This window comes from Sediminicoccus sp. KRV36, from assembly GCF_023243115.1.
Taxonomy (GTDB): Bacteria; Pseudomonadota; Alphaproteobacteria; order Acetobacterales; family Acetobacteraceae; genus Roseococcus.
On sequence record NZ_CP085081.1, the window covers coordinates 135,555 to 154,112 of the forward strand.

The window sequence follows — 18,558 nt, forward strand, 5'->3', positions numbered from 1 at the left end:
CTGCAGCATCGACCTGCGGTTCAAATTCTGGCCGGCCGCCCCGCTTTACATTATATGTATATAAAGGTTATTCCATAGTATGATCGAACCAAGAGTACCTGCGCAAGTCCGGCTTGCAGACGAACCGAGCTCCAAAGTGGAGATTCACACCTCCCGCCAGCTCGCTCCCTTCCTCGCCGAGCACGGCGCCAGTCTCGCCATCACCACCTACCAGGCTGGCAAGCTCTTTCTCATCGGCACCAAGCCCGACCTCTCTCTCAGTGTCTTCGAGCGGACGCTGGAACGCTGCATGGGCCTCGTTGCCTCGCCCAACAGCCTGCACATCTCGACCCTGTTCCAGATCTGGCGCTTCCAACGCATCGTCGGGGACGCCGCAGGGCACCCTTATGAGGGATATGATGCGGTCTATGCGCCGCGCCTCTCCTGGGTCACCGGCGATCTTGATGCGCATGACATGGCGCTGCTGCCAGATGGCCGGCCGGTCTTTGCCAATACCCTGTTCTCTTGCCTGGCGACCGTCTCCGACCAGCACAATTTCACCCCCCTCTGGCGGCCGCCCTTCATCAGCAGGCTCGCCGCCGAGGATCGCTGCCACATGAATGGCCTGGCCATGCAGGACGGCGCGCCGAAATACGTCACCCTGGTAGGGCAAAGCGACGTGGCCGATGGCTGGCGGGAGCATCGGCGCGACGGCGGTTGCGTGATCGACGTGGCCAGTGGCGAGGTGGTCGTGAGTGGCCTTTCCATGCCCCATTCGCCCCGAGTGCATCGCAGCCAACTCTATGTGCTGAACGCCGGCACCGGTGAGCTGGGTAGGGTGGACGTAACCCGCGGACGCTTCGAACCCATCGCCTTCTGCCCGGGCTTCCTGCGCGGACTGACTTTTCTGGGAGATTGCGCGGTGGTCGGCACCTCGATGCCGCGGGACAACCGCACCTTCACCGGCCTCGCGCTGGATAGCGAGCTGGCGCGCCGCAACGCCGAGCCGCGCTGCGCCATCCTGTTCATCGATCTGCGCACGGGCGACACGGTGCACTGGTTACGTTTCGAGGGCATGGTGCAGGAGCTATACGACGTAGCGGTACTGGAAGGCGTGCGCCGCCCGGCAGCCCTCGGGTTCAAGAGCAGCGAAATCCGCCGGATGATCAGCCTGCCGGAATGATTGTCTCCAGCAGCGCCCCGACCTGTGCCCAGGCGCCAAGCCAGTCGCCCGGCCGCGGTTGCCGCGCCAGGCGCAGCGACGGGTACCAGGGCGTCCGCTCCCCGCTGAGGCCCCAACGCCAGTCCGGCACCCAGGGCAGCAGCACCACAGCAGGGCGGCCCAGGGCGCCGGCCAAATGCGCCATGGCCGTATCCACTGTCACCAGCGCGTCGAGCGCGGTGAGCATGGCCGCAGCCTCGGCAAAATCCATGACGTCCGGCCCCCAATCCATCGCCAGAAAGCTCTCCGGGGGTACGGCCCGCAGCGGGGGCCGCTGCAACCCGGTGAGCAGCGTGCCCGGCAGAACGAGGCGCTGCAGCAAGTGGAGGGGAAGGGAGCGCCGCGCGTCCTGCGGATGGCTCGCGCGCCCCTCCCAGCACAACCCAACCGTCCGTTGAGCGGCGGGGCGTCTCCGGCGCCAGGTCGCGGTTCGCTCGGAGTCCGCGGTCAGCCAGGGCTCGCCCCGAGGCGCCGCCTCAGCCACACGCAGCAGGAGAGGCAAGCTGCCGACATGCGCGACATGCGAAAAGCCATCGAGCGAAAGACGGCCGGTCACGATGTCCACGCCCAAGCTGTTTGCCCAGGGTTGCAGTAAACTTCCAAGCGCATCGGGCACGCCCAGGACAATGGGAGCGCCACTGCACCGCAATGCCGCTGGAAGGAAGCGTAGAAACTGCAGGCAATCACCAAAGCCCTGCTCCCCCAGTAGAAGCAGCCTACCGCGCGAAATCGGGGAACCGTCCCAACGCGGCAGCGCAGGCTGGACAGGCACGAGCCCTGGGACCTTCAGCCGGGCTTCCCAACCGAGCCAGCCCGCACCATCCCCCTGCAACAGGCGAAGCAGGGCCGTGTGATAGTCCGTCAGCGCGGGAGTAGCAGGGCGGGCCTGGAGAAAAGCGACCTCCGCTTCGGCAAAACAGCGCTGGTCATGCAAGGCAAGTGCCAGCCCATGTAGAGCCCCGGCGTCACCTGCATGTTGACGCAGTATTTCCCTGAACGCGCGCTCCGCCTGCAATGGGTCCCCCTCACGCAATGCAAGCTCGGCACGGGAGTGCAGCTCAGTGGCTTTGGGTGGATAAGTCGGGTCAATCATACGCAAGCCCCTCACATTGCCCTCAGACCCGTACCAAAGTATTTGTTCTAAAAGTACGGAGTTAAGGCAAGTGGGGTTCGAACCAGGCCAAGTGTCGACCGTGCTGAAACCGACCTTCTAAATGGATTTTTGAGTTCCGTACCAAAACGCCCAAGTCAGGAGGTCCGGAGTGAATTGGCCCCCGGAGAGCGATTTTCGGGCTTCTCCGCGCCGGGCCAGTCAACAGGTATGCTCTAAAAACCCCAGGAAACCTGCCACTCAGCGCGGCGCCTGGTCAGGCGGAGAGCAGTGTTCGCATGGGAACCGGCGGAGGAGGTGCGACCGGTTACAAGCGGTCTCTAGGCTGGAGCCTTGGAGAGCGGGGCGTTCAGTCGGCACTTGCGCCGAAGCTGCCGGTCGCGCGAAACCGGGACCGGGATGGGGCTCCAATCCTTCCTTACCCAAATCGGAAAGATGCGCTAGCCTTATGCCGGCCCACGGGATGCCACGGCCTGCCCGGCACAGACAAAGCGAGCTAACCCATGTTCGACGAATTCGGTTTTCCACGCGACGCTGACTCGGACTACGCCGCGCCCATTCTTGGTACTTTCGTATACTGCAGCCTTGCCGCCGAAGACGTCGACGACGCCGAGGTCGACCGCATCATCGAGTGGTCTCAACGCAGCAATGTCGCTCGCGAGATCACCGGGGTGCTGGTTTTCGGCAGCGGCGTCTTCTTCCAATGGATCGAGGGGCCGCCCGCCCAGGTGGAGAAGCTGGCCGCGAGCCTTCATGGCGATCCGCGCCATCACGACATCGTCACGCTGGACCAAAGTGTGGAGAAGCGGGCGCGTCTGTATCCGAATTGGGAGATGGAGCTGGTCGGAGCCGACGACATCCGCGCGGTGCTGCAGGAAGCGCTCGAGAGCGCCGAAGACGAAAACAACATCGCAGCACTGAAGCGTATTCTCGAACACCTGGATTCGGGTCCGCTGGATACGCTCCATCATTCTGCCACGAAGCGGAAGGACACCGAAGCATCCAAGCCGGGGGCTTGATAGGGGTCCACAGTAAGGCGTCGACTACAGGAAATGTTGGGACGGGGCGGTTTGGCCATTCAGGCGGCCGAACGCTCGTTTGCCCAGGTGTTGGACACCCTGAGCCCGTTAAGGTGCGTCCAGGGAAGCCGCTTCTCTTTCTGCATCCACCCCACAGCGATCCCCGGCGCGACACCGATTTCCTTGGCAAGCGCCATGACTCGCGTTGCCGACACAGCACCCTCTTTTGCCAGCGCCTTAGCACGATGCATCCTAGCGACGCGCACGGCGTCGCGCGCTCGCCTCAGACCTCCGCCTCGCCCTCGAGGAATGCCCGCAGCGCCCGCGCCGACGCCTCCGGCGCCTCCTCCATCGGCACGTGGCCGATCCCAGACAGCATTACCGTGCGCACATCGGGTAACGCGCGCTCGTAGTCGGCAGCGTGGGAGGCTGGCACCGCGCCGTCCCGCTCGCCCCACAGCAGGAGCACCGGTACGCGGATCGTCGCCAGGATCGGTTCGGGCGGCACGAGGCGCGTCTGCAGCATGCGGTCGAGGATGGCACGCCGCACCCCAGGGGCCAGCAGCATGGCGTGGTAACGGTCAACCACCGCATCGGTCAGAACCCCTGGCACCGCATAGGCGCCCCGCATGGTCCTGGACAGAAGCGGTTTCGGCGCGGTGTAGGGCAGCAGCCGCATCAGCCAGGGCAGCCGCTCCGGCGCGCGGCCATACTCGCGGCCAGGACTCGCGAAACCGTCCGGCGCCATCAGCACGAGCTTCGAAACGCGCGCCGGCTCGGCCGCGGCGAACCGCCAGGCGATCCGCCCGCCCATGGAGGAGCCGACCACCGCCGTCTGCCCGATCCCGAGCTGGTCCATCAACGCAGCGAGCAAGGCGATGCTCCGCTCGTCCGAATAGTCGCCGGTCGGGTCAGCCCCGGTCAGGCCGAAGCCCGGCAGATCCAGTGAGACGACGCGGAAGCGATCCTCCAGCAACGGCGCCCAGGCCTCCCAGGTATGCAGGGAGGAGGCGAAGCCGTGGATCAACAGCACCGCCGGGCCGTCGCGCAGCCCGGTGTCACGGATGTGGAGCCGCACCCCTGCAACCTCGACGAACTGCGAAGGCGGCGGCGCCCAGCGGCGCTCCAGTGCGGCGCGGGGCAGATCGGGGCTGTAGAGCCAGATCCCGCCACCCAACAGCACGCCGGCCAGTATTACGGTGAGGATGATCACACCACGTCCCATTTTAACCTTCTCAGCCGCCGCGCATCGGCCACCCCGCGCTTCGGATATGCGGGCTGCGGCGCAATTTGTCACCGGCCCGATTGACGCGTAACGCCGGCACAGGGAGGAGATGCTGATGCTCAGCACCGACCAGCCCATCGTGATTGTCACCGGCGCCTCTTCCGGCGTCGGCCTGCATGCGACCCATGCGCTTACCCGGCGCGGGTGGCATGTCGTTATGGCCTGCCGCGACCTCGCGAAGGCGGAGGCTGCCGCGAGGGGTCTCGGCATCGTGGCGGACGCGGTAAGCCTGATGAAGATCGACCTCGGTTCGCTAGCGAGCGTGCGGCGTTTCGCTTTGGCCTTCCAGGCAAGCGGCCGCTCGCTCGACGCGCTGGTGTGCAACGCCGCCGTCTACCTGCCGCTGCTGAAGGAACCGGCGCGCTCGCCGGAAGGCTACGAGATCAGCGTGGCGACCAACCACCTCGGCCATTTCCTGCTGATGAACCTGCTGCTGCCCAACCTGCGGCGGGCGACGCTGCGTCGGCCGCGGCTGGTCACGCTCGGCACTGTGACGGCGAATTCGGAGGAGTTCGGGGGCAAGGTTCCGATCCCCGCCCCGGCCGACATCGGCAACCTTGAGGGGCTCGAGGCTGGGTTCCGCGCGCCGGTGGCGATGATCGACGGCAAGCCCTTCAAGGCCGGCAAGGCCTACAAGGATAGCAAGCTGTGCAACATGATCATCAGCCGCGAACTGCATCGGCGCTTTCACGCCGAGACCGGCATCGTATTCAACACGCTCTATCCCGGCTGCGTCGCCGAGACCGCGCTGTTCCGCAACGCGCCGAGGCTGTTCCAGCGGATCTTCCCGTGGTTCCAGAAGAACATCACCAAGGGCTACGTCTCGCAGCCGCTGTCGGGGGAACGCGTGGCGCAGGTGGTCTGCGACCCGGAGTTCCAGCAATCGGGTGTCCATTGGAGCTGGGGCAACCGGCAGAAGGCGGATGCGAAGCCCTTCGCGCAGCCGCTCTCCGCCAAGGCGCAGGATGACCGGCGCGGGCGCAGGCTGTGGGAACTGAGCGAGACCCTTGTTGGTTTGCGCGCTGCGTCCTGAGAACTGACCAAGCCACGAATGCGGGCTTGGTTCAGGCTGACTTCAGGTCTGGCCTCGCGATGCGGACCAAAGAACACCGACCGGCGCGATGCGCGGCGCGGCAGCGTCGCAGATCTCCTGGCGGCGTTGCGGAGTTGCGCGCGGCTATTCGCGGATTTCATGGGCCAGCCAACCGCAATCGACGGACTGGCGAGCGACGGCATCAAGGTGGCACTTCCCGCGACAGGTGAAACGCCGACTTCCCTATAAGCGCGATATGCGGTGGCCGAGGTTAGGCCGGGGAGGTGGATGGCTTCCTACCGTTCCGCGGTTATCAGGCCCCCACAGCGCTCCGGCTCTCTCATCGCGATCGTCCGGCACGACTGCCGGGGGACGCAACCCGATCTGAATGGATGCTTGCCAGCATCCGCCGGTCAATGTCGCGTGTCGTGCTGCTGGACAAGTCGGCACCAACGTCGGGTCCGTCTGTACAGTCCTCTACGAATGCCCGGCCCCCGACGACCACAACGAGCGTCGGGTTGCGGGACGCGCGCCGGGCGCCGGCAATTGTGCCGGCGAGCCGCGGCAGGGAGTCCTCTCGGCGAAAGGCGGCACTCAGGGACAGATCCAGGATGTCGATCCAGTTTGACGATAACATGTCCCCGAGGTCGCGCTCGGATGCAGGAAACTCGGATCGCGGCGACCAACCGGCACGCCAGAGCCATTCGCTGTCCAGGCCGGCGACCAATTGATGCAGCTCACCGGGGGCGGGAGCGATCAGGACGGTGGGCTGCGCGACGCGCAGAGTAGGCCGAACCGAATCGGCTCCGAGGAGGCGAGCAGCGGTCTGCAGGCGGCAAAGCCCCAGGGTGACGTCGAACTCGCTGCAGACGTCTTCACCCCACAGGTCACCGAGGCTTCGCGCAGCCGGCTCGAACAACGGCGCAAAGAGCTGTTCGACATTGCCGTGCGTTCCTCGCAACTCACGGATCAGATCGAGGGATGCTGACTGATCCGACGCGATCAGGAGTTCGGCGAGTTCGGATGCACGGGGGTTGGTCCGCGGCGCTCCGATCCTGTCTGGCGAGAGACCGCGGACATCGAGCAGGCTCGGGATCACCGCATCAAGGATCATAGTCTTCAGAATCGCCGCCGCCGAATTGCCGAGCTCCCGACCGGCCAGCGATGCCGCCAATGGATTCTCGCTCTCAGCCGGCAGCAAGGGTACCAGCTTGACGAGAAGGCTGGGGGCTGCGGCCGGCTGGCGGCGCAAGCCGTCGATGACGTCGCGCGGCGGTTCGAGCGCCTCGCTTCCGAGCGACGTGGCGCTGGCCCCCGGCGCGGCGAGCTTCATGTCCCAGCCGTCGAAACGACGCTCCGGCGCAATGGTCTTGGTCAGAATCTCGAGATCACAATGACGGCGATCGTTGAGGATCGAGTCCATCACCCGTTCGACCCCGGCGGGAGGTCCTTCCAGCCACTGAAAGAACTGGCTGTTGTCGTAGAGTACGACCCCGGTGATTGCTTCCCGCTGGTTGCGCGCCTGCGCCGTGCGCAGAAGCGCTTTCAGGTCATGGTCGGAGAGCGGCTTCACGGCCTTACTGCGGTAGACGACGGTGGAAAGCTCAGCAGAAGAAGCTGCGTGACCTGCCATGGCATTGATCGTCGCGCGTGACTCGCTCAGCATCGTCTTTGGCCCTTCGCCTACCGCATCCGAGTTGGGCAGGCGCGGTGTCGACGCAAAGCCACCACGATGTGTGGAGCGACGCTGACGCCTGCCTGAGCAGCCGCTCGGCAACTCTCGCCATGGTAAAGCGTGCGTCCCTGCTCAGCCTGCGTCCTATGTGTCCGGCATCGTGAAATCCCGATGCACATGGTGGATCGCAGTTGGTAACGGACGTTGCCCCCCCCCCGCCCGTTTCACGGGCAAGGGCGTATGAACACCTACAGCGGTTAGATCATTTAATCCGGCGAATTGCCTGTCAAGTGCAATTGACATTTGGGTGTCCTGCGAGCGGGATCGGCGTGAGCGGTGAGGGAACGATCGGGCATCGAGGTGATCAATTGGCCGCCTACAAAAGCCAGCCGGGATGTATTTGCGAGCCCAGCGTCACCAACCTCCCGAAGCTGTTGATCCGCCATCGCGCGCTGGGCGAGGATCGGGCGCTCTTCGCCAGGCTTCCGCTGGCCGGCCGCCTGCCGTATAGTCTCCTGCTCAATTTCGATGCACGCACGGTATACGGCGCCTTCGACCATTTGCTGGCGAGCGCGCGCGACCAGCACAGAAGCGAGTGCCGAATGGCGCTGTATGAATTCACGGCGAAGCTCGGCACGGGCGAGGAACAGAGCCTTGCTACCTATCGCGGCCAGGCGCTGCTCATCGTCAATGTCGCTTCGAAATGCGGCTTCACGCCGCAATACAAGGGGCTGCAGGCGCTGCACGAGGAATACGCGCCGCGCGGCTTTTCCGTGCTGGCCTTCCCCTGCGATCAGTTCGGCCGTCAGGAGCTAGGCTCGGACCAGGAGATCGCCAATTTTTGCGACCGGAGCTTCGGCGTGACGTTTCCGCTCTTCGGCAAGATCGATGTGAATGGGCCTGACGCGCATCCGCTCTATGTCTGGCTGAAGCAGCAGAAGGGCGGGCTGATCGGCAGCGGCATCAAGTGGAACTTCACCAAGTTCCTCGTGGACAAGACAGGGTTGGTTCGCGCCCGCTTCGCGCCGACGACGAAGCCTGAAGGGTTGTCGCGGGACGTCGCCGCGCTGTTGTAGTGCCAGGGCGATTACCGCAGCATACGCCTGATGTCCTGCGGCCGGCGCTCGATGAAATGGTGCTTCGTCACGGCGCCGAGATGCGCGAAAAGTGCTACGTAGAACACTGCTGGCAGCACCAGATTGTGCAGCACACCCACGGCCGCGGCGAATTGCGGATCAGGTGTCAGCAGGCCGGTGACCGACCATCCATAGACGTCCATTGCATCGCCGCGCCAGGCCGTGAGCAGAATGCCGGTGATGGGAAAGCCCAGCATCAGCCCGTAGAGGCCGATATGCGTCGCCCCGGCCAATTGGCGCTGCATTGGGCTTGCATCGGCCTGCATCGGCGGTGCCGGGCTCTGCCCCAGCCAGAGTACGCGCAGCACGACCAGCAGCAGCACCGTCAGGCCAAGCGTTTGGTGCATCGCCAGGAAGGCGCCTCGCTCCGGATGGTCCGCCGCCAGCACCGAGGTGAACAGCCCCATCGGCAGCAGGACCAGGATCAGCGTGCCGATCACCCAGTGCGCATAGCGTGAGGCCCGCCCGAAGGCCGACAGCGTGTTGCGCAGCGGCAAAGGTTCACCGACGCGCCGCGTGGCCTGCGCCCAGACCGCCCAAAGCAGGAAGAGCGCCGCGGCCGCGGCGATCGCAGCCTGGGTGTTCAGGACGAAGGGCTTGATACGATCGGCGAGCCTGGCACCCACGGGAATGGCGGCGAAGGTGCCATCGAGATTGGCCAGGATGATCGACCAGGAGATCATGACCAGGGCCAGCGCCGCCGTCAGCGTGCCGAGCGCGCGAAGAATCCGACTGGACTGGTTGAGGGTGAATGCCAGGAACACGGCCAGTATGAGATAGAACTCTGTCACGCGAAGTGTCCTTCGGCCAATCGGTTGATCGCACAGTTGTGGTTGCGTTCGACATGCGCAACGGTGCGTGGGGACCGGAGATGGCTGGCGATCATCGACTTCGTGATCTTGTCCACCTTCACGGTATACGCCGCTTCACCACCCCCACCGACAGCGTCGCCGCGGCCAGATCGAACGTCGCCGCGGAGATGTTCCGCGCCATCACCCGCACCGTGTTGTTCGACCACACCGCCGCATCGAGCTCAATAAAACGAGTCGAAGAGACCAGCGACGCCGCCGCCAGGTCGCCGGCCCGCGCCCCGTTCACCGTGACGTCGAGCAGCGCGGTCGCCCCCGGCGCCAGGCTCGGCAGGTCCCAGGACACCTCCGTCGCGAACTCGCGCCGCCCTGAGCCAAACAGCGCTCCCGTAAGCAACGGCGTGCCGTTCAGTACGGCAGGCGCGGCTTCTGGCAGCCCGTAGAGCCGCAGCGATTGCAGGTCGATCGCCCCGTCGAAGCCAATCACGCCGACCTGGGCATAGGCCACGGACGCGCCGACGCGGATGGTCTGCCGCCGATTGAAGTTCGCATCATCCATCGGTGCGCCGGCATTCCACCCCTTGGCCGGCCCGTTCCATTGCATGGTGGTGATGGAGGCCAGCACATCGCCCGCGATGTCCTCCCGCACGTTCCCTGCGCCATCGAACACGCGCACGAACAACCGCCCGCCCGAGGCGCCGCTCGTCAGCCAATGCGCCAGAGCGAATTCCTTCGCCTGGGAGGTATCCAGCATCCACCCCAGCCCACGGTTCGCCGCCAGCGTCACCGCGCGATCGGTCGGCGTCAGGTCGGTCAGCCCGTTGAAGCAGAAATCCGCCATGAAGGTCGCAGTGGTGGTGGAGGTGGCGATAGTGATCAGCCCCTCGACGCCCACCTCGGTCGCCGACTGCCGGAACGCCGCGGCGCGGGTGTTCGGCACGCCGGCGAGAAAGCGCTGGAACCGCGACGCCGGCGCGCGGTGCCGGTTGATTACCGCATTGCCGCAGCGGTTCGCTGTGGCCGTGTAGTCGATGCCGACCAGGTAGGTGTTGGTCCAGGCGATGTCGTATTCGCAATCCTGAGCCCCGGCGGTGTGTCGCGCCGCCAGCGGCGAGCAGGCCTCCATGCGCATATTGCGGGCGATGATGGCGCTGCCCGAGGTCTGGTTCAGGAAGGGGATGGCGATGTTGCTGCCGGCCTGGCGCAGTTCGAAGTTCGGCGCGTCAAAGACGTGGCGGTTGTGGTTGGTGTAGGCGCCGGCCTCATTCCCGAAGCGCACGCCGAAGCGGTCCTGCGTGGCATTCACCCCCGTCGCCTGGGCGAAGTGCCCACCGTAGTAGCGGATCGAAGTGTTCCAGGCGGTGGCAGTGGCGCACCAGATGTCGAGGCCGATGCGGTTGTTGACGATGCGGCCCAGCGTGAAGGTGCTGTCCTCCATGCCGCGGCCATCGCCCAGCGTGCGCATGCCGATGGTGAAGCCTTCCACCCGCCGCAACTCAATCTGGCTGGCATCGACGTTGCGCACGGTGATGCCGATATCGGCCTCGGAGGACCAGTCGGAGATCGTCTGCCGAATGACGTTCAGCCCGGTGTAGAGCTTCTCGGCGTTGCGGATGGTCCCGCCATCGCCCAGCACCAGCACGGAGGTGGGCGCGGTGCCGGTGTAGCGGATGGTGCCCTGCATGATCAGGCCGCGCGCCCCGCCCGGCAGCGTGACGGTGCCGGAGACGTTCCAGGTGCCTGGCGGGATCATGGCGAATTTCTGGTCCGCGCCTGCCCGATCAAAGGCCGCCTGGATGGCGGTGCGATCATCGGCCACGCCATCACCGAGCCCGCCGAAGTCATTGGGCAGCACCGCCTCGCGGTCGCGCAGGTACTTCGCGAAGTCGGTCTTGTTGAGGTTGGCGTTGAGGACCAGCAGGTCGTCGATGCGCGCCGGCATGGCGTTCTCCGATCAGAGGGCGGTGGCGGTGACCGGGCCGGCGAAGGCGGAGACGTTGCCTTCGGCCGAGACGCTGCGCAGCCAGTACCAGCGGGTCTGGCCGGTGGTGAGGCCAGTGCGGTCCCAGGGCAGCGCGCTCGGCTCGCTGGCCAGCTTGGTCGCGGCGGCAAGGCTGGAGCTGCTGGCCTCGAACACCTGGAGCCGCACCCCGTCCGCGGGAAAGCCGCCCGACAGCCGCACGCCGCCGGCGATGCCCGTTGCCGCCAGACCTGACGCTGCGGCCGGGACCAGCGCCTCGCGCCAGCCTGACACCGCGCCGCTGCGCGCCTGCGCCTGCACCCGAAAGGCAGTCGGCTCAGCAGTGGGAATGGCGACGGCGGTGGCACCGAAGCCACCGGCATAGCCCTGCCACACGGCGACCGAGGTGGGGCGGAACTCGATCTCGTAGCCGGCGAGATAGGCCGAGCCCACCGCCGACCAGGACACCGCGATCGCGGTGAAGCTCGCCGCCACCGGCGTCTCGACCAGGATGGCAGCCGGCGCCGCGATCACGCCCGGGTTGGGCAGCACCACGGATGGGTTCTGGCCTGTCGCCCGTTCGTCGACTGCCGGGTTCCACGCCCAGACGGCGGGATCCTCCTCGGCCAGTTGCAGGTTCACCCCGCCATCCGGCGCCAGCGCCCAGCCCGTCACGCGGGCCGGGAACGGCGTGAGGCGCTCCAGCGCCACGGTGACCCCATCCCAGGGCCGCAGCCGCAGCGCCGCGAGGTTCGCCTGCATCGCCACCTCGCGCTGGCGGCGGTTGCGCTCGAGCTCGATTTTCATCAGGCGCTGGACGGTCGCCGCCGAGGTGGTGAGTGGGAACTCCATGTCCCGGTAGATCGCCTCGCCGCCATCCTCGGTGACGTAGTTGCTGGCCAGCAGCGGCGGCGCATCGGTCGGCTGCCAAGCGGCGGCCGGCTCGACATAGACGGCACGCACCCCGTTGAAGAGATCGCGTCGCGGACGCGAGCCGACGATGGTGACGTCGCCGCGCAGATCGTCGGAGGTGAGCGTCGCAGCCGGCAGCGCTGGCGCACCCGCATGGATGTAGAAGCGCCCGCCCGACACCACGAGCGCGCCGGCCATGGCGGCGACCAGCTTGCGGGTGATGGCGATCTTGCCCTCACCCAGAGTGACAGCGCCGTTGACGGTGTAGCGCCGCTCTGCGGTGCCATCGCGGCGGCCCATGATCTCGTCGCAGATATTGGCCGCGGCCATGAGCGCCGGCAGGTCGATATCGGCCCAGGCCGCGCGCCACCCGAAGGGCGAGGTCAGATACCAGGCCAGGCAGAGCGCGGGATTGTCGGACCAGCCGGTGATGCCGGTGCGCGGATCGAGGATGGTGTCGGCGCCCTCGACGATGGCGGACAGGCTGGGCGCGCCGGAGGGGAAGGCCTCGGGCCGCAGCTTGAGGCGCACGGCGAGGTAGGCCCGACCCTGACCACGATGGGCGGCGGTCCATTGGCCCCCTGTGTCCGCGACGAGGTTGGCGTTGGCGGCCTGGCCGGGATCGCCCAGCGCGCGGTCGATGCGCAGCAGGCCGGCGAACTTCGCGTCGGTGGAGGCGGTGCCGTTGAGGAAGACCTCGCCTATGGCGCGCACGCGATGCGCCGCCAGCACCACGACGACATGCAGGAAGCCGTCGGCGCGGCCCTCGTCATCGGTGGCGGAATGCAGGAACACGACGGGGCCCGAGGTGCGGCAGCGGCCAAAGACGATCTGGTGCTCGGTGATGGGCTGGCGGAAGGACTGGGTGCGGCCGGCGCCTGGCGTGCGCGGATCGAAGCCGGAGCCCGGCCCAGTGTCGGTCCCTGGCGTGACGTTGGCGCTGCGGGCGGCGGAGGGCGACTTGGGGCGGAAGACCGCGGCCCCTACGGCGGAGACCACCAGGGCGGCGCCGGCGGCCGCCACGGCGCCCAGGACGCCGCCACCAATGACGGCCGAGGCGGCGGCTCCCGCCGCGGCGGCGATGAAGGGGATGGCGACGGGCATCAGCCAACCCTCCAGGCGATGGTGCAGGCGGTGATGTGGAGGCGGAGCAGGCCCGCGGGCCCGACGAAGGCGGCGCGACCGGCATCCAGGACCACGCCGAGGCGATCCGGGTCGGTGGCCAGCACCACGTCGCCGGCTCGGGCGAAGGGCACCGGCACGCGCGGGAAGCCTGCGGTGTCCGCCATCGCGGCGAGGGTCGGGCGGTGCTGCCACAAGGGCCGGTAGCCCGTGCATGCCACCACCGCGGCCATGGCGAAGCGCCCGCAGTTCCAGCGCGTCGCGTCGAAGGGCCGATGCTCGGCGGCGGTGATCAGGGCCGCGAGCCGTTCCGGCCAATCGGGCAGCCGGGTCACTGGATCGGCAGCCGGATCTCCGCCTCCTGGAGCGCCGGCACGAACTCGAAGAACCGATCGCCCGGATACTCGGCCTGCTGGTCAGCATCCGTGTAGCGCCGCACCTCGGCCCGCTCGAGGTCCACCAGCCGGCTCTCGCAGGCCAGCGCCACGGAGGGCTCGGCGCCGTCCGTCACCTCCATCGTGTCCATCAGACCCGCCCAGAGCGGAAACGGGTCCGCCACGAATGACCCTTGGGCATCCAGCAGCGCGCCCCACAGCGTGACCGGCCGCAGCCGGTAGCTGCGCTCGGCCAGTGCGATGTCCACCACCTCCTGCGGCACGGGCGACAGCGCGAGGGTGAGCCGCACGGCGCGCAGCTCCACCGTCTCCTCCACATCCGAGATGGCGCCAATGCTGCCGGCGCCCTCGAACACCTTCCCGGCCCAGTCGAGCGGCCCGAGCCCGGTCCAGACGCGAAAGGGACCGGTGGCGAAGTCGAGCTCCACCAGGACGACCGGCGTGGCGATCGGCGCCGTGGCGGCCGCCGCGGCCTGGTTGCTGAGGCGCGGGGTGCCGGACATCAAAGAGACTCCGTCGGATGCGCTGGGTTGAAGTGCGATAGGATAATTGTCTTGTAAAGTTTGCTCGGTTGTGCGATAGGGGTGTTGTCGTCACCCGAAATTCGTCCAAAGCGCTGCGCCATCGAGGGCCTTCCCTCGGTGATTTGGTGTGCGCTTAATCGCCGGCGGCGTGCCAGCCAGTTCGATGGCGTCGTCGCAAAACTGGACGCCTCAGGCAGGCTGCCAAGGGCCACCAGGACCCTTCGACGGCGTCCGTCAGCATTCCAATTGCGCTGACCACGCCGCGCTGAATGGCGCGGTGCTTCACTGCATTCATTCCTGTTCCATCAGACCGAGAGGCGCGAGCGCGTCTCTCGACAGCGGAGATCTGTGCGCATGTCAGAAAAGGTGCCCATCGACGCTGCCGGCCTCCGTGCTGCCGTATCGGATGAAAGGTACTGGCGGGCAGGCCACCCCGAGCGTGATGCGTGGCGGGCCTGGGTCAACGACGGCTTTCAGGCCATGTACGGCAGCGACGCTCGGCCAAGCGGCGGTGTCGTTCATGTCCGGGCCTATATCCGCAACGGCCAGCCCGTCGCAGCCCATACTCGCGGTGCTCCCGCGTCCGGCGGTGAAGGCGGCATAGACGATCTGACGGGTCAGCCAGCGCGCGGCGGCCAAGTTGAAGCGCCGCGCCCCGTGGATGTTGGCTTTCGCGGCATGCAGCTTCGTCGTCGAAATCTTTTGGACGACGCTCTTGTCGTGCCCGCAATGGCTCGACGGCCAGAAGACGGGGTGGTCGGTGGTCGCCGAGGAGTCATCCCAGAAGGCGGAGGCGGAGGCGGCGGTGGCTATCGGCCATCTGGTCGTCCCAGCCAAACGCCTGCGCCACAGGCTCCCGCCGTATCCCGGCGCAGCCAGGAACTCGTGGATATGGTTGCGCCTGGAGGACAGCCGATTGGATCGCAACAGGGCCGTGCGAGAGCCAATATTCGAACCCTTCCGGGAGGGCAGGCGGGAGCCGAGGCAATGCTTGGGCGACTGACACAAGGCCGGGGCGCAGTTGACATCACCCCGCCGGGGCATCTCGGGCGGATGTACCGCCTCGATGACGGTACGATCATCGGCTATCGGCCATTGACGTCGAGCGGCAGCCCTTCGATCGACATCAACATTCCCGGCTTTACCGCCGTTACGAAACTCCATTTTTGAGGATGCCAGAATGCCCACCATGAAGGACGAAATTTCGGACTTTTGGGAGTATGCCAAGGTCGATGACGTGACTTTTCCGAGTGTTCTCGACGCGTTGAGGGGCCTCACCGAAATTCCCCCCGGCAATGACGACACCGAGCGCATGCTGCACTTCGTCGGCCTGATGCTCGACCAGGGCTTCATCCCCGTGTCCAGCCCCTATTCCGATCCGCCAAGCGCGCCATGGCCTGAACACGGCAAAGCCGCCGTTTTGCGGCGGCTGCGCCAAGAATGGGAAGCGCTGGATCATGACGTCACGTTTCTCGACCTGTGCTGGTTTCAGAGGCCGTCACTCCCCAAAGCGAGAGGCTGATCGCCTATAAAGCCTCCTCCATACGGATGGTGACGGCGGCGAAGGGACCCGGCCGCGTCGGGTTGGCGGCCTCGTCATCCGACACCAGCCGCATCGGCACGCTCGGCAGCGACAGGATCAGCGGCTCGCCCACCACCACCGCGGCGCGCAGCGGCGGGGCGATGGCGATGGTGGCGGTGCCGGCCCCGGAGGCGGCGACCGCGGCGGTGGCGATGTAGAGGCGTCCGCCGAGGCCGATATAGTCGCCGGCGCCGACCACGACCGTGCTGGGCCACCAACCCTGCGTGACGATGGACAGCGCCCCGCGTGGCGCACCCGCCGCGAGCGAGGGATTGCCGGATCCCACCACCAGCCCGGTCCCGTCCGTGAAGATCGTGGCGTCCGAGAAGGAATAGGGTCCGGTCGGCACATCGCCCTGGCTGCGTGGATCGCCGGTGCGATATTCGCGCCGCCAGTCCCAGATGCGGACGGTGTTGGCCGAGCCGGCCAGCGCCGCGAGCAGCCCATCCATCACGCCGGCCTGCACGCGCCCCAGCGGCTCGAAGCTCGCCTCCGCCACCCAGCGGGCGCCCTCGCGCCGCAACACCTGCGTGGCGCGGGTGACGGGCGAGACAAAGCGCAGGGTGTTGTGCTGGAGATAGAAGCTGAGGCGGCTTGGGCGCAGCACGGTGGGCCAGGCGTATTCCGTCATCTGCCTATCCCCGCACGATGGAGGTGGCGCTGCCGCCGCGGCGGATGGCGTCGAGCGTGGCGGCACTCGCCTGGCGCACGATCTGCGCCGAGAGCACCCGCAGCGCGACACCAGTTCGGCCTCGACCAGCGCGTCGAAGATCTCCTCACGCTCGCGCTTCGACAGGAACTGGGTCTTGCGGACCAGGGCGTTCCGACTGATCTCGCCAGCGGTGCGAATGATCTCCAGGACGCGTTTGTGGTTCGCCTCGGTGTTGTTGTCCGAGACGAGACGCTCTGCTTCGCGCAGCAGCGTGCCGACGCAGTGCTCGACCAGCGCCGATGCCCAGGTGACGTCCGCCGCCTCCGTGATCGGCCGGGCGGGGGCACGACTGACCGCGGCGATCATCGCCAGCTTGGCGGTGTTCTCGGCGTAACGGCCGAACAGGGCAGTGGCGTGTGTGCCGCGATGGGAGCGCAGCAGATCGGTAGCCTCGCGACGAACGCGGGCCATGGCCGCGTTGGCAGCAGGGCTGAGCGGCACGGTATAGGCATGGATTGGCGCCGAGGATTCCATGGCGTCGGCGATGTTCCCGCCATGGCTGTGGCCGGGCACACCCCGAGCGATCCCCTGCAGGGCCGCTACCAGATCGGTCGGCGGATCCATGGCGGCAGGTGTCTCGTTACGCTCCGGGTAGTCGTCGTCGGTCAGGAACACCAGGAAGCGCGCGATGGAGCCGTCCGCCAGGGCGCCACCCTCCAGCGCCGACCAGAACGGGCCCGGCACGGTAACGCCCCAGATGCAGGCGCAGGGCTGCTCGATGGTGACGCGCGGCCGCGCCTTCTGGTCGGCGTATTCTGCGCCGATGTATGGCTCGGCGGCCGAGGTGTAGAGCTTGGTCAGCTCCGACCAGATGGCCGCCTTATGGGCCGGGGCACGGACATTCAGGACCAGCTTCAGGAACTGGCCGAATTCATCGACCTGGAACAGCCGTGCCGGGTGGCGCTGCAGCGACGTGAGCAGGCCGGCCGACGAGGCGAGATCCTCCCCACCCAGGTAGCGGTCGAGGCCTGCGGCGTAGATCGCGCGCTTCGCGCATCGCCGGGCATGGTCCTTCCCGCCGCCGCTGTCGGCAATGCCGATGGCGTAGACGTTGCTGCGCAGGTCGGTCGGCGTGCGATACCGGCGCCCAGCGATAGCGCCTACCAGGCAGATGGCAGCGCCCAGCGAGAGGAACGGCTGCGGGCTGACGGCGCTGGCGGTGGCGTAGTCCATGAACAGCCGCAACGCGCCGTCCACCTTCAGCAGCTCGGACGGAACGCGATAGGGCTTCGGTGGCGGCACGGCGGGTGCCGCTAACGCGATCTTTGCTAGCATGCCCGCGGCGGGATGGGATTCAGCGGCACGATCGGCGGCGTCGCCGTTCAGCGTGACCTCAGGTGGCGGGATCCAGCCGCGCTTCTCGGCCAGCCAGTAGATCGTGCCCGCGCCGATGCTGTGAGGCCGGGCGGAGGCCCAGAACCGCTCTGCGGTATCGGACTTGCCACTGCGGCCAGATTTGCTGGCCCCCTTGGACCAGGCGAGCCAGAGGTCACGGCCCTCGTCGCCCAGAGCCGCCTTCATGGACATGCCGATACGGAACCAGTCGTCCCAGATCAGATCCTCGTTCGGTAGGAACTCCAGCGCGTCGGTGACGGCCTGCAGCGTGCCGCGGGGATCTGACGGCCCGTGCCAGGCGCTGGTGGGCGCATCGGACAGCAGGGAGGACTGCCGCAACTCATCCGGCAGGAGCGCCCATGCGGCGTCGAGGAACGCATTGCTGGCTGCCTCATCCACCGCCGGCAGCTTTGCCACCGGGACGTCGAGCAGGCTCTCCTCGGGCCATTCATAGGGACGGCCGGTATCGGGGTGCACGGCATAGGCGACGAATTGCTGGCCGCGCGCCAGCAGCTCGAGGGGATGGCGCTTGCGGCCAGCGAAGGGCGTGACGGCGCGATAGACCAGCAGCCGCTTCGGCGCGCGGCCGATGCGCAAGCAGGGCGTGTCGCCCAGCATGGACGTGGCCAGATCCGCGATCTGGATCGCCAGCGTGCCGTCCAGGATGTCGATGTCGATGGGCGCAGTCCGAGCAGCTCCTCAAGTGGCTGAACAAGGTCAGCGAAGAGGCACTCGAAATCGCACATC

Annotated in this window: 15 protein-coding genes; 5 read left to right on the plus strand and 10 right to left on the minus strand. The window is 67.0% G+C overall.

Annotated features, from left to right (window positions below; genetic code table 11):
* The first annotated feature begins 136 nt into the window (after nucleotides 1–136).
* Entirely contained in the window at nucleotides 137–1,162 is a 1,026-nt protein-coding gene (locus LHU95_RS00630; protein ID WP_248709454.1) for a TIGR03032 family protein, read from the plus strand.
* Here LHU95_RS00630 and LHU95_RS00635 read toward each other — a convergent pair.
* Complete coding sequence (locus LHU95_RS00635; RefSeq protein WP_248709455.1) at nucleotides 1,146–1,766, minus strand: glycosyltransferase family 9 protein; 621 nt, start codon at nucleotides 1,764–1,766, stop codon at nucleotides 1,146–1,148. The genes LHU95_RS00630 and LHU95_RS00635 overlap by 17 nt on opposite strands.
* A 1,049-nt stretch (nucleotides 1,767–2,815) precedes the next feature.
* Between LHU95_RS00635 and LHU95_RS00640 the strand changes: the two genes are divergently transcribed.
* Nucleotides 2,816–3,331, plus strand: a complete 516-nt coding sequence (locus LHU95_RS00640; protein WP_248709456.1) for a BLUF domain-containing protein — start codon at nucleotides 2,816–2,818, stop codon at nucleotides 3,329–3,331.
* Nucleotides 3,332–3,614: 283 nt separating this feature from the next.
* Here the strand turns inward: LHU95_RS00640 and LHU95_RS00645 are convergent, their stop codons facing one another.
* The gene (locus LHU95_RS00645; protein WP_248709457.1) at nucleotides 3,615–4,544 is read right to left on the minus strand and encodes an alpha/beta fold hydrolase; all 930 of its coding nucleotides are present in this window, start codon (nucleotides 4,542–4,544) and stop codon (nucleotides 3,615–3,617) included.
* Between the two features lie 127 nt (nucleotides 4,545–4,671).
* Between LHU95_RS00645 and LHU95_RS00650 the strand changes: the two genes are divergently transcribed.
* A complete protein-coding gene (locus tag LHU95_RS00650; protein WP_248709458.1) occupies nucleotides 4,672–5,649 on the plus strand; it encodes a protochlorophyllide reductase in 978 nt (325 codons plus the stop codon).
* 340 nt (nucleotides 5,650–5,989) lie between these two features.
* On the opposite strand, the gene LHU95_RS00655 is transcribed toward LHU95_RS00650, so the two are convergent.
* Nucleotides 5,990–7,315 carry a BLUF domain-containing protein gene (locus tag LHU95_RS00655; RefSeq protein WP_248709459.1) on the minus strand — a complete coding sequence of 442 codons (1,326 nt, stop codon included), beginning with the start codon at nucleotides 7,313–7,315 and terminating at the stop codon, nucleotides 5,990–5,992.
* 611 nt (nucleotides 7,316–7,926) lie between these two features.
* Here LHU95_RS00655 and LHU95_RS00660 point away from each other — a divergent pair.
* The gene (locus LHU95_RS00660; RefSeq protein ID WP_248711621.1) at nucleotides 7,927–8,400 is read left to right on the plus strand and encodes a glutathione peroxidase; all 474 of its coding nucleotides are present in this window, start codon (nucleotides 7,927–7,929) and stop codon (nucleotides 8,398–8,400) included.
* 11 nt (nucleotides 8,401–8,411) lie between these two features.
* Here LHU95_RS00660 and LHU95_RS00665 read toward each other — a convergent pair whose 3' ends face one another.
* The 6 genes from LHU95_RS00665 to LHU95_RS00690 all read right to left on the minus strand — a co-directional run bounded on the left by LHU95_RS00665 (nucleotide 8,412) and on the right by LHU95_RS00690 (nucleotide 15,373).
* Nucleotides 8,412–9,251: a cytochrome b/b6 domain-containing protein gene (locus tag LHU95_RS00665; RefSeq protein ID WP_248709460.1), complete on the minus strand. Its 840-nt coding sequence runs from the start codon at nucleotides 9,249–9,251 to the stop codon at nucleotides 8,412–8,414.
* Between the two features lie 118 nt (nucleotides 9,252–9,369).
* Complete coding sequence (locus LHU95_RS00670; protein WP_248709461.1) at nucleotides 9,370–11,211, minus strand: glycoside hydrolase family 55 protein; 1,842 nt, start codon at nucleotides 11,209–11,211, stop codon at nucleotides 9,370–9,372.
* A 12-nt stretch (nucleotides 11,212–11,223) separates the two neighbouring features.
* On the minus strand, nucleotides 11,224–13,245 hold the full coding sequence (locus LHU95_RS00675; protein ID WP_248707321.1) for a phage tail protein: 2,022 nt from the start codon (nucleotides 13,243–13,245) through the stop codon (nucleotides 11,224–11,226).
* The gene (locus LHU95_RS00680) at nucleotides 13,245–13,598 is read right to left on the minus strand and encodes a hypothetical protein (RefSeq protein ID WP_248707320.1); all 354 of its coding nucleotides are present in this window, start codon (nucleotides 13,596–13,598) and stop codon (nucleotides 13,245–13,247) included. Before LHU95_RS00680 ends, LHU95_RS00675 begins: the two co-directional genes overlap by 1 nt.
* Nucleotides 13,595–14,161, minus strand: a complete 567-nt coding sequence (locus tag LHU95_RS00685; protein WP_248707319.1) for a hypothetical protein — start codon at nucleotides 14,159–14,161, stop codon at nucleotides 13,595–13,597. The genes LHU95_RS00680 and LHU95_RS00685 overlap by 4 nt, the downstream gene beginning before the upstream one ends.
* 378 nt (nucleotides 14,162–14,539) lie before the next feature.
* Nucleotides 14,540–15,373, minus strand: a complete 834-nt coding sequence (locus tag LHU95_RS00690) for a hypothetical protein (protein WP_248709462.1) — start codon at nucleotides 15,371–15,373, stop codon at nucleotides 14,540–14,542.
* Here LHU95_RS00690 and LHU95_RS00695 point away from each other — a divergent pair.
* Entirely contained in the window at nucleotides 15,372–15,704 is a 333-nt protein-coding gene (locus LHU95_RS00695) for a hypothetical protein (RefSeq protein ID WP_248709463.1), read from the plus strand. The genes LHU95_RS00690 and LHU95_RS00695 overlap by 2 nt on opposite strands.
* A gap of 4 nt (nucleotides 15,705–15,708) precedes the next feature.
* On the opposite strand, the gene LHU95_RS00700 is transcribed toward LHU95_RS00695, so the two are convergent.
* The gene (locus LHU95_RS00700) at nucleotides 15,709–18,429 is read right to left on the minus strand and encodes a PriCT-2 domain-containing protein (protein WP_248709464.1); all 2,721 of its coding nucleotides are present in this window, start codon (nucleotides 18,427–18,429) and stop codon (nucleotides 15,709–15,711) included.
* Between the last annotated feature and the right edge of the window lie 129 nt (nucleotides 18,430–18,558).

Excerpts from the sequence above, each read along its gene's own strand:
- LHU95_RS00640 (WP_248709456.1), top strand. The coding sequence starts at position 2,816 with ATGTTCGACGAATTCGGTTTTCCACGCGACGCTGACTCGGACTACGCC.
- LHU95_RS00650 (WP_248709458.1), top strand. The coding sequence starts at position 4,672 with ATGCTCAGCACCGACCAGCCCATCGTGATTGTCACCGGCGCCTCTTCC.
- LHU95_RS00655 (WP_248709459.1), bottom strand. The coding sequence starts at position 7,315 with ATGCTGAGCGAGTCACGCGCGACGATCAATGCCATGGCAGGTCACGCA.
- LHU95_RS00660 (WP_248711621.1), top strand. The coding sequence starts at position 7,927 with ATGGCGCTGTATGAATTCACGGCGAAGCTCGGCACGGGCGAGGAACAG.
- LHU95_RS00670 (WP_248709461.1), bottom strand. The coding sequence starts at position 11,211 with ATGCCGGCGCGCATCGACGACCTGCTGGTCCTCAACGCCAACCTCAAC.
- LHU95_RS00675 (WP_248707321.1), bottom strand. The coding sequence starts at position 13,245 with ATGCCCGTCGCCATCCCCTTCATCGCCGCCGCGGCGGGAGCCGCCGCC.
- LHU95_RS00685 (WP_248707319.1), bottom strand. The coding sequence starts at position 14,161 with ATGTCCGGCACCCCGCGCCTCAGCAACCAGGCCGCGGCGGCCGCCACG.
- LHU95_RS00695 (WP_248709463.1), top strand. The coding sequence starts at position 15,372 with ATGAAGGACGAAATTTCGGACTTTTGGGAGTATGCCAAGGTCGATGAC.
- LHU95_RS00690 (WP_248709462.1), bottom strand. The coding sequence starts at position 15,373 with ATGGTGGGCATTCTGGCATCCTCAAAAATGGAGTTTCGTAACGGCGGT.
- LHU95_RS00700 (WP_248709464.1), bottom strand. The coding sequence starts at position 18,429 with ATGCTGGGCGACACGCCCTGCTTGCGCATCGGCCGCGCGCCGAAGCGG.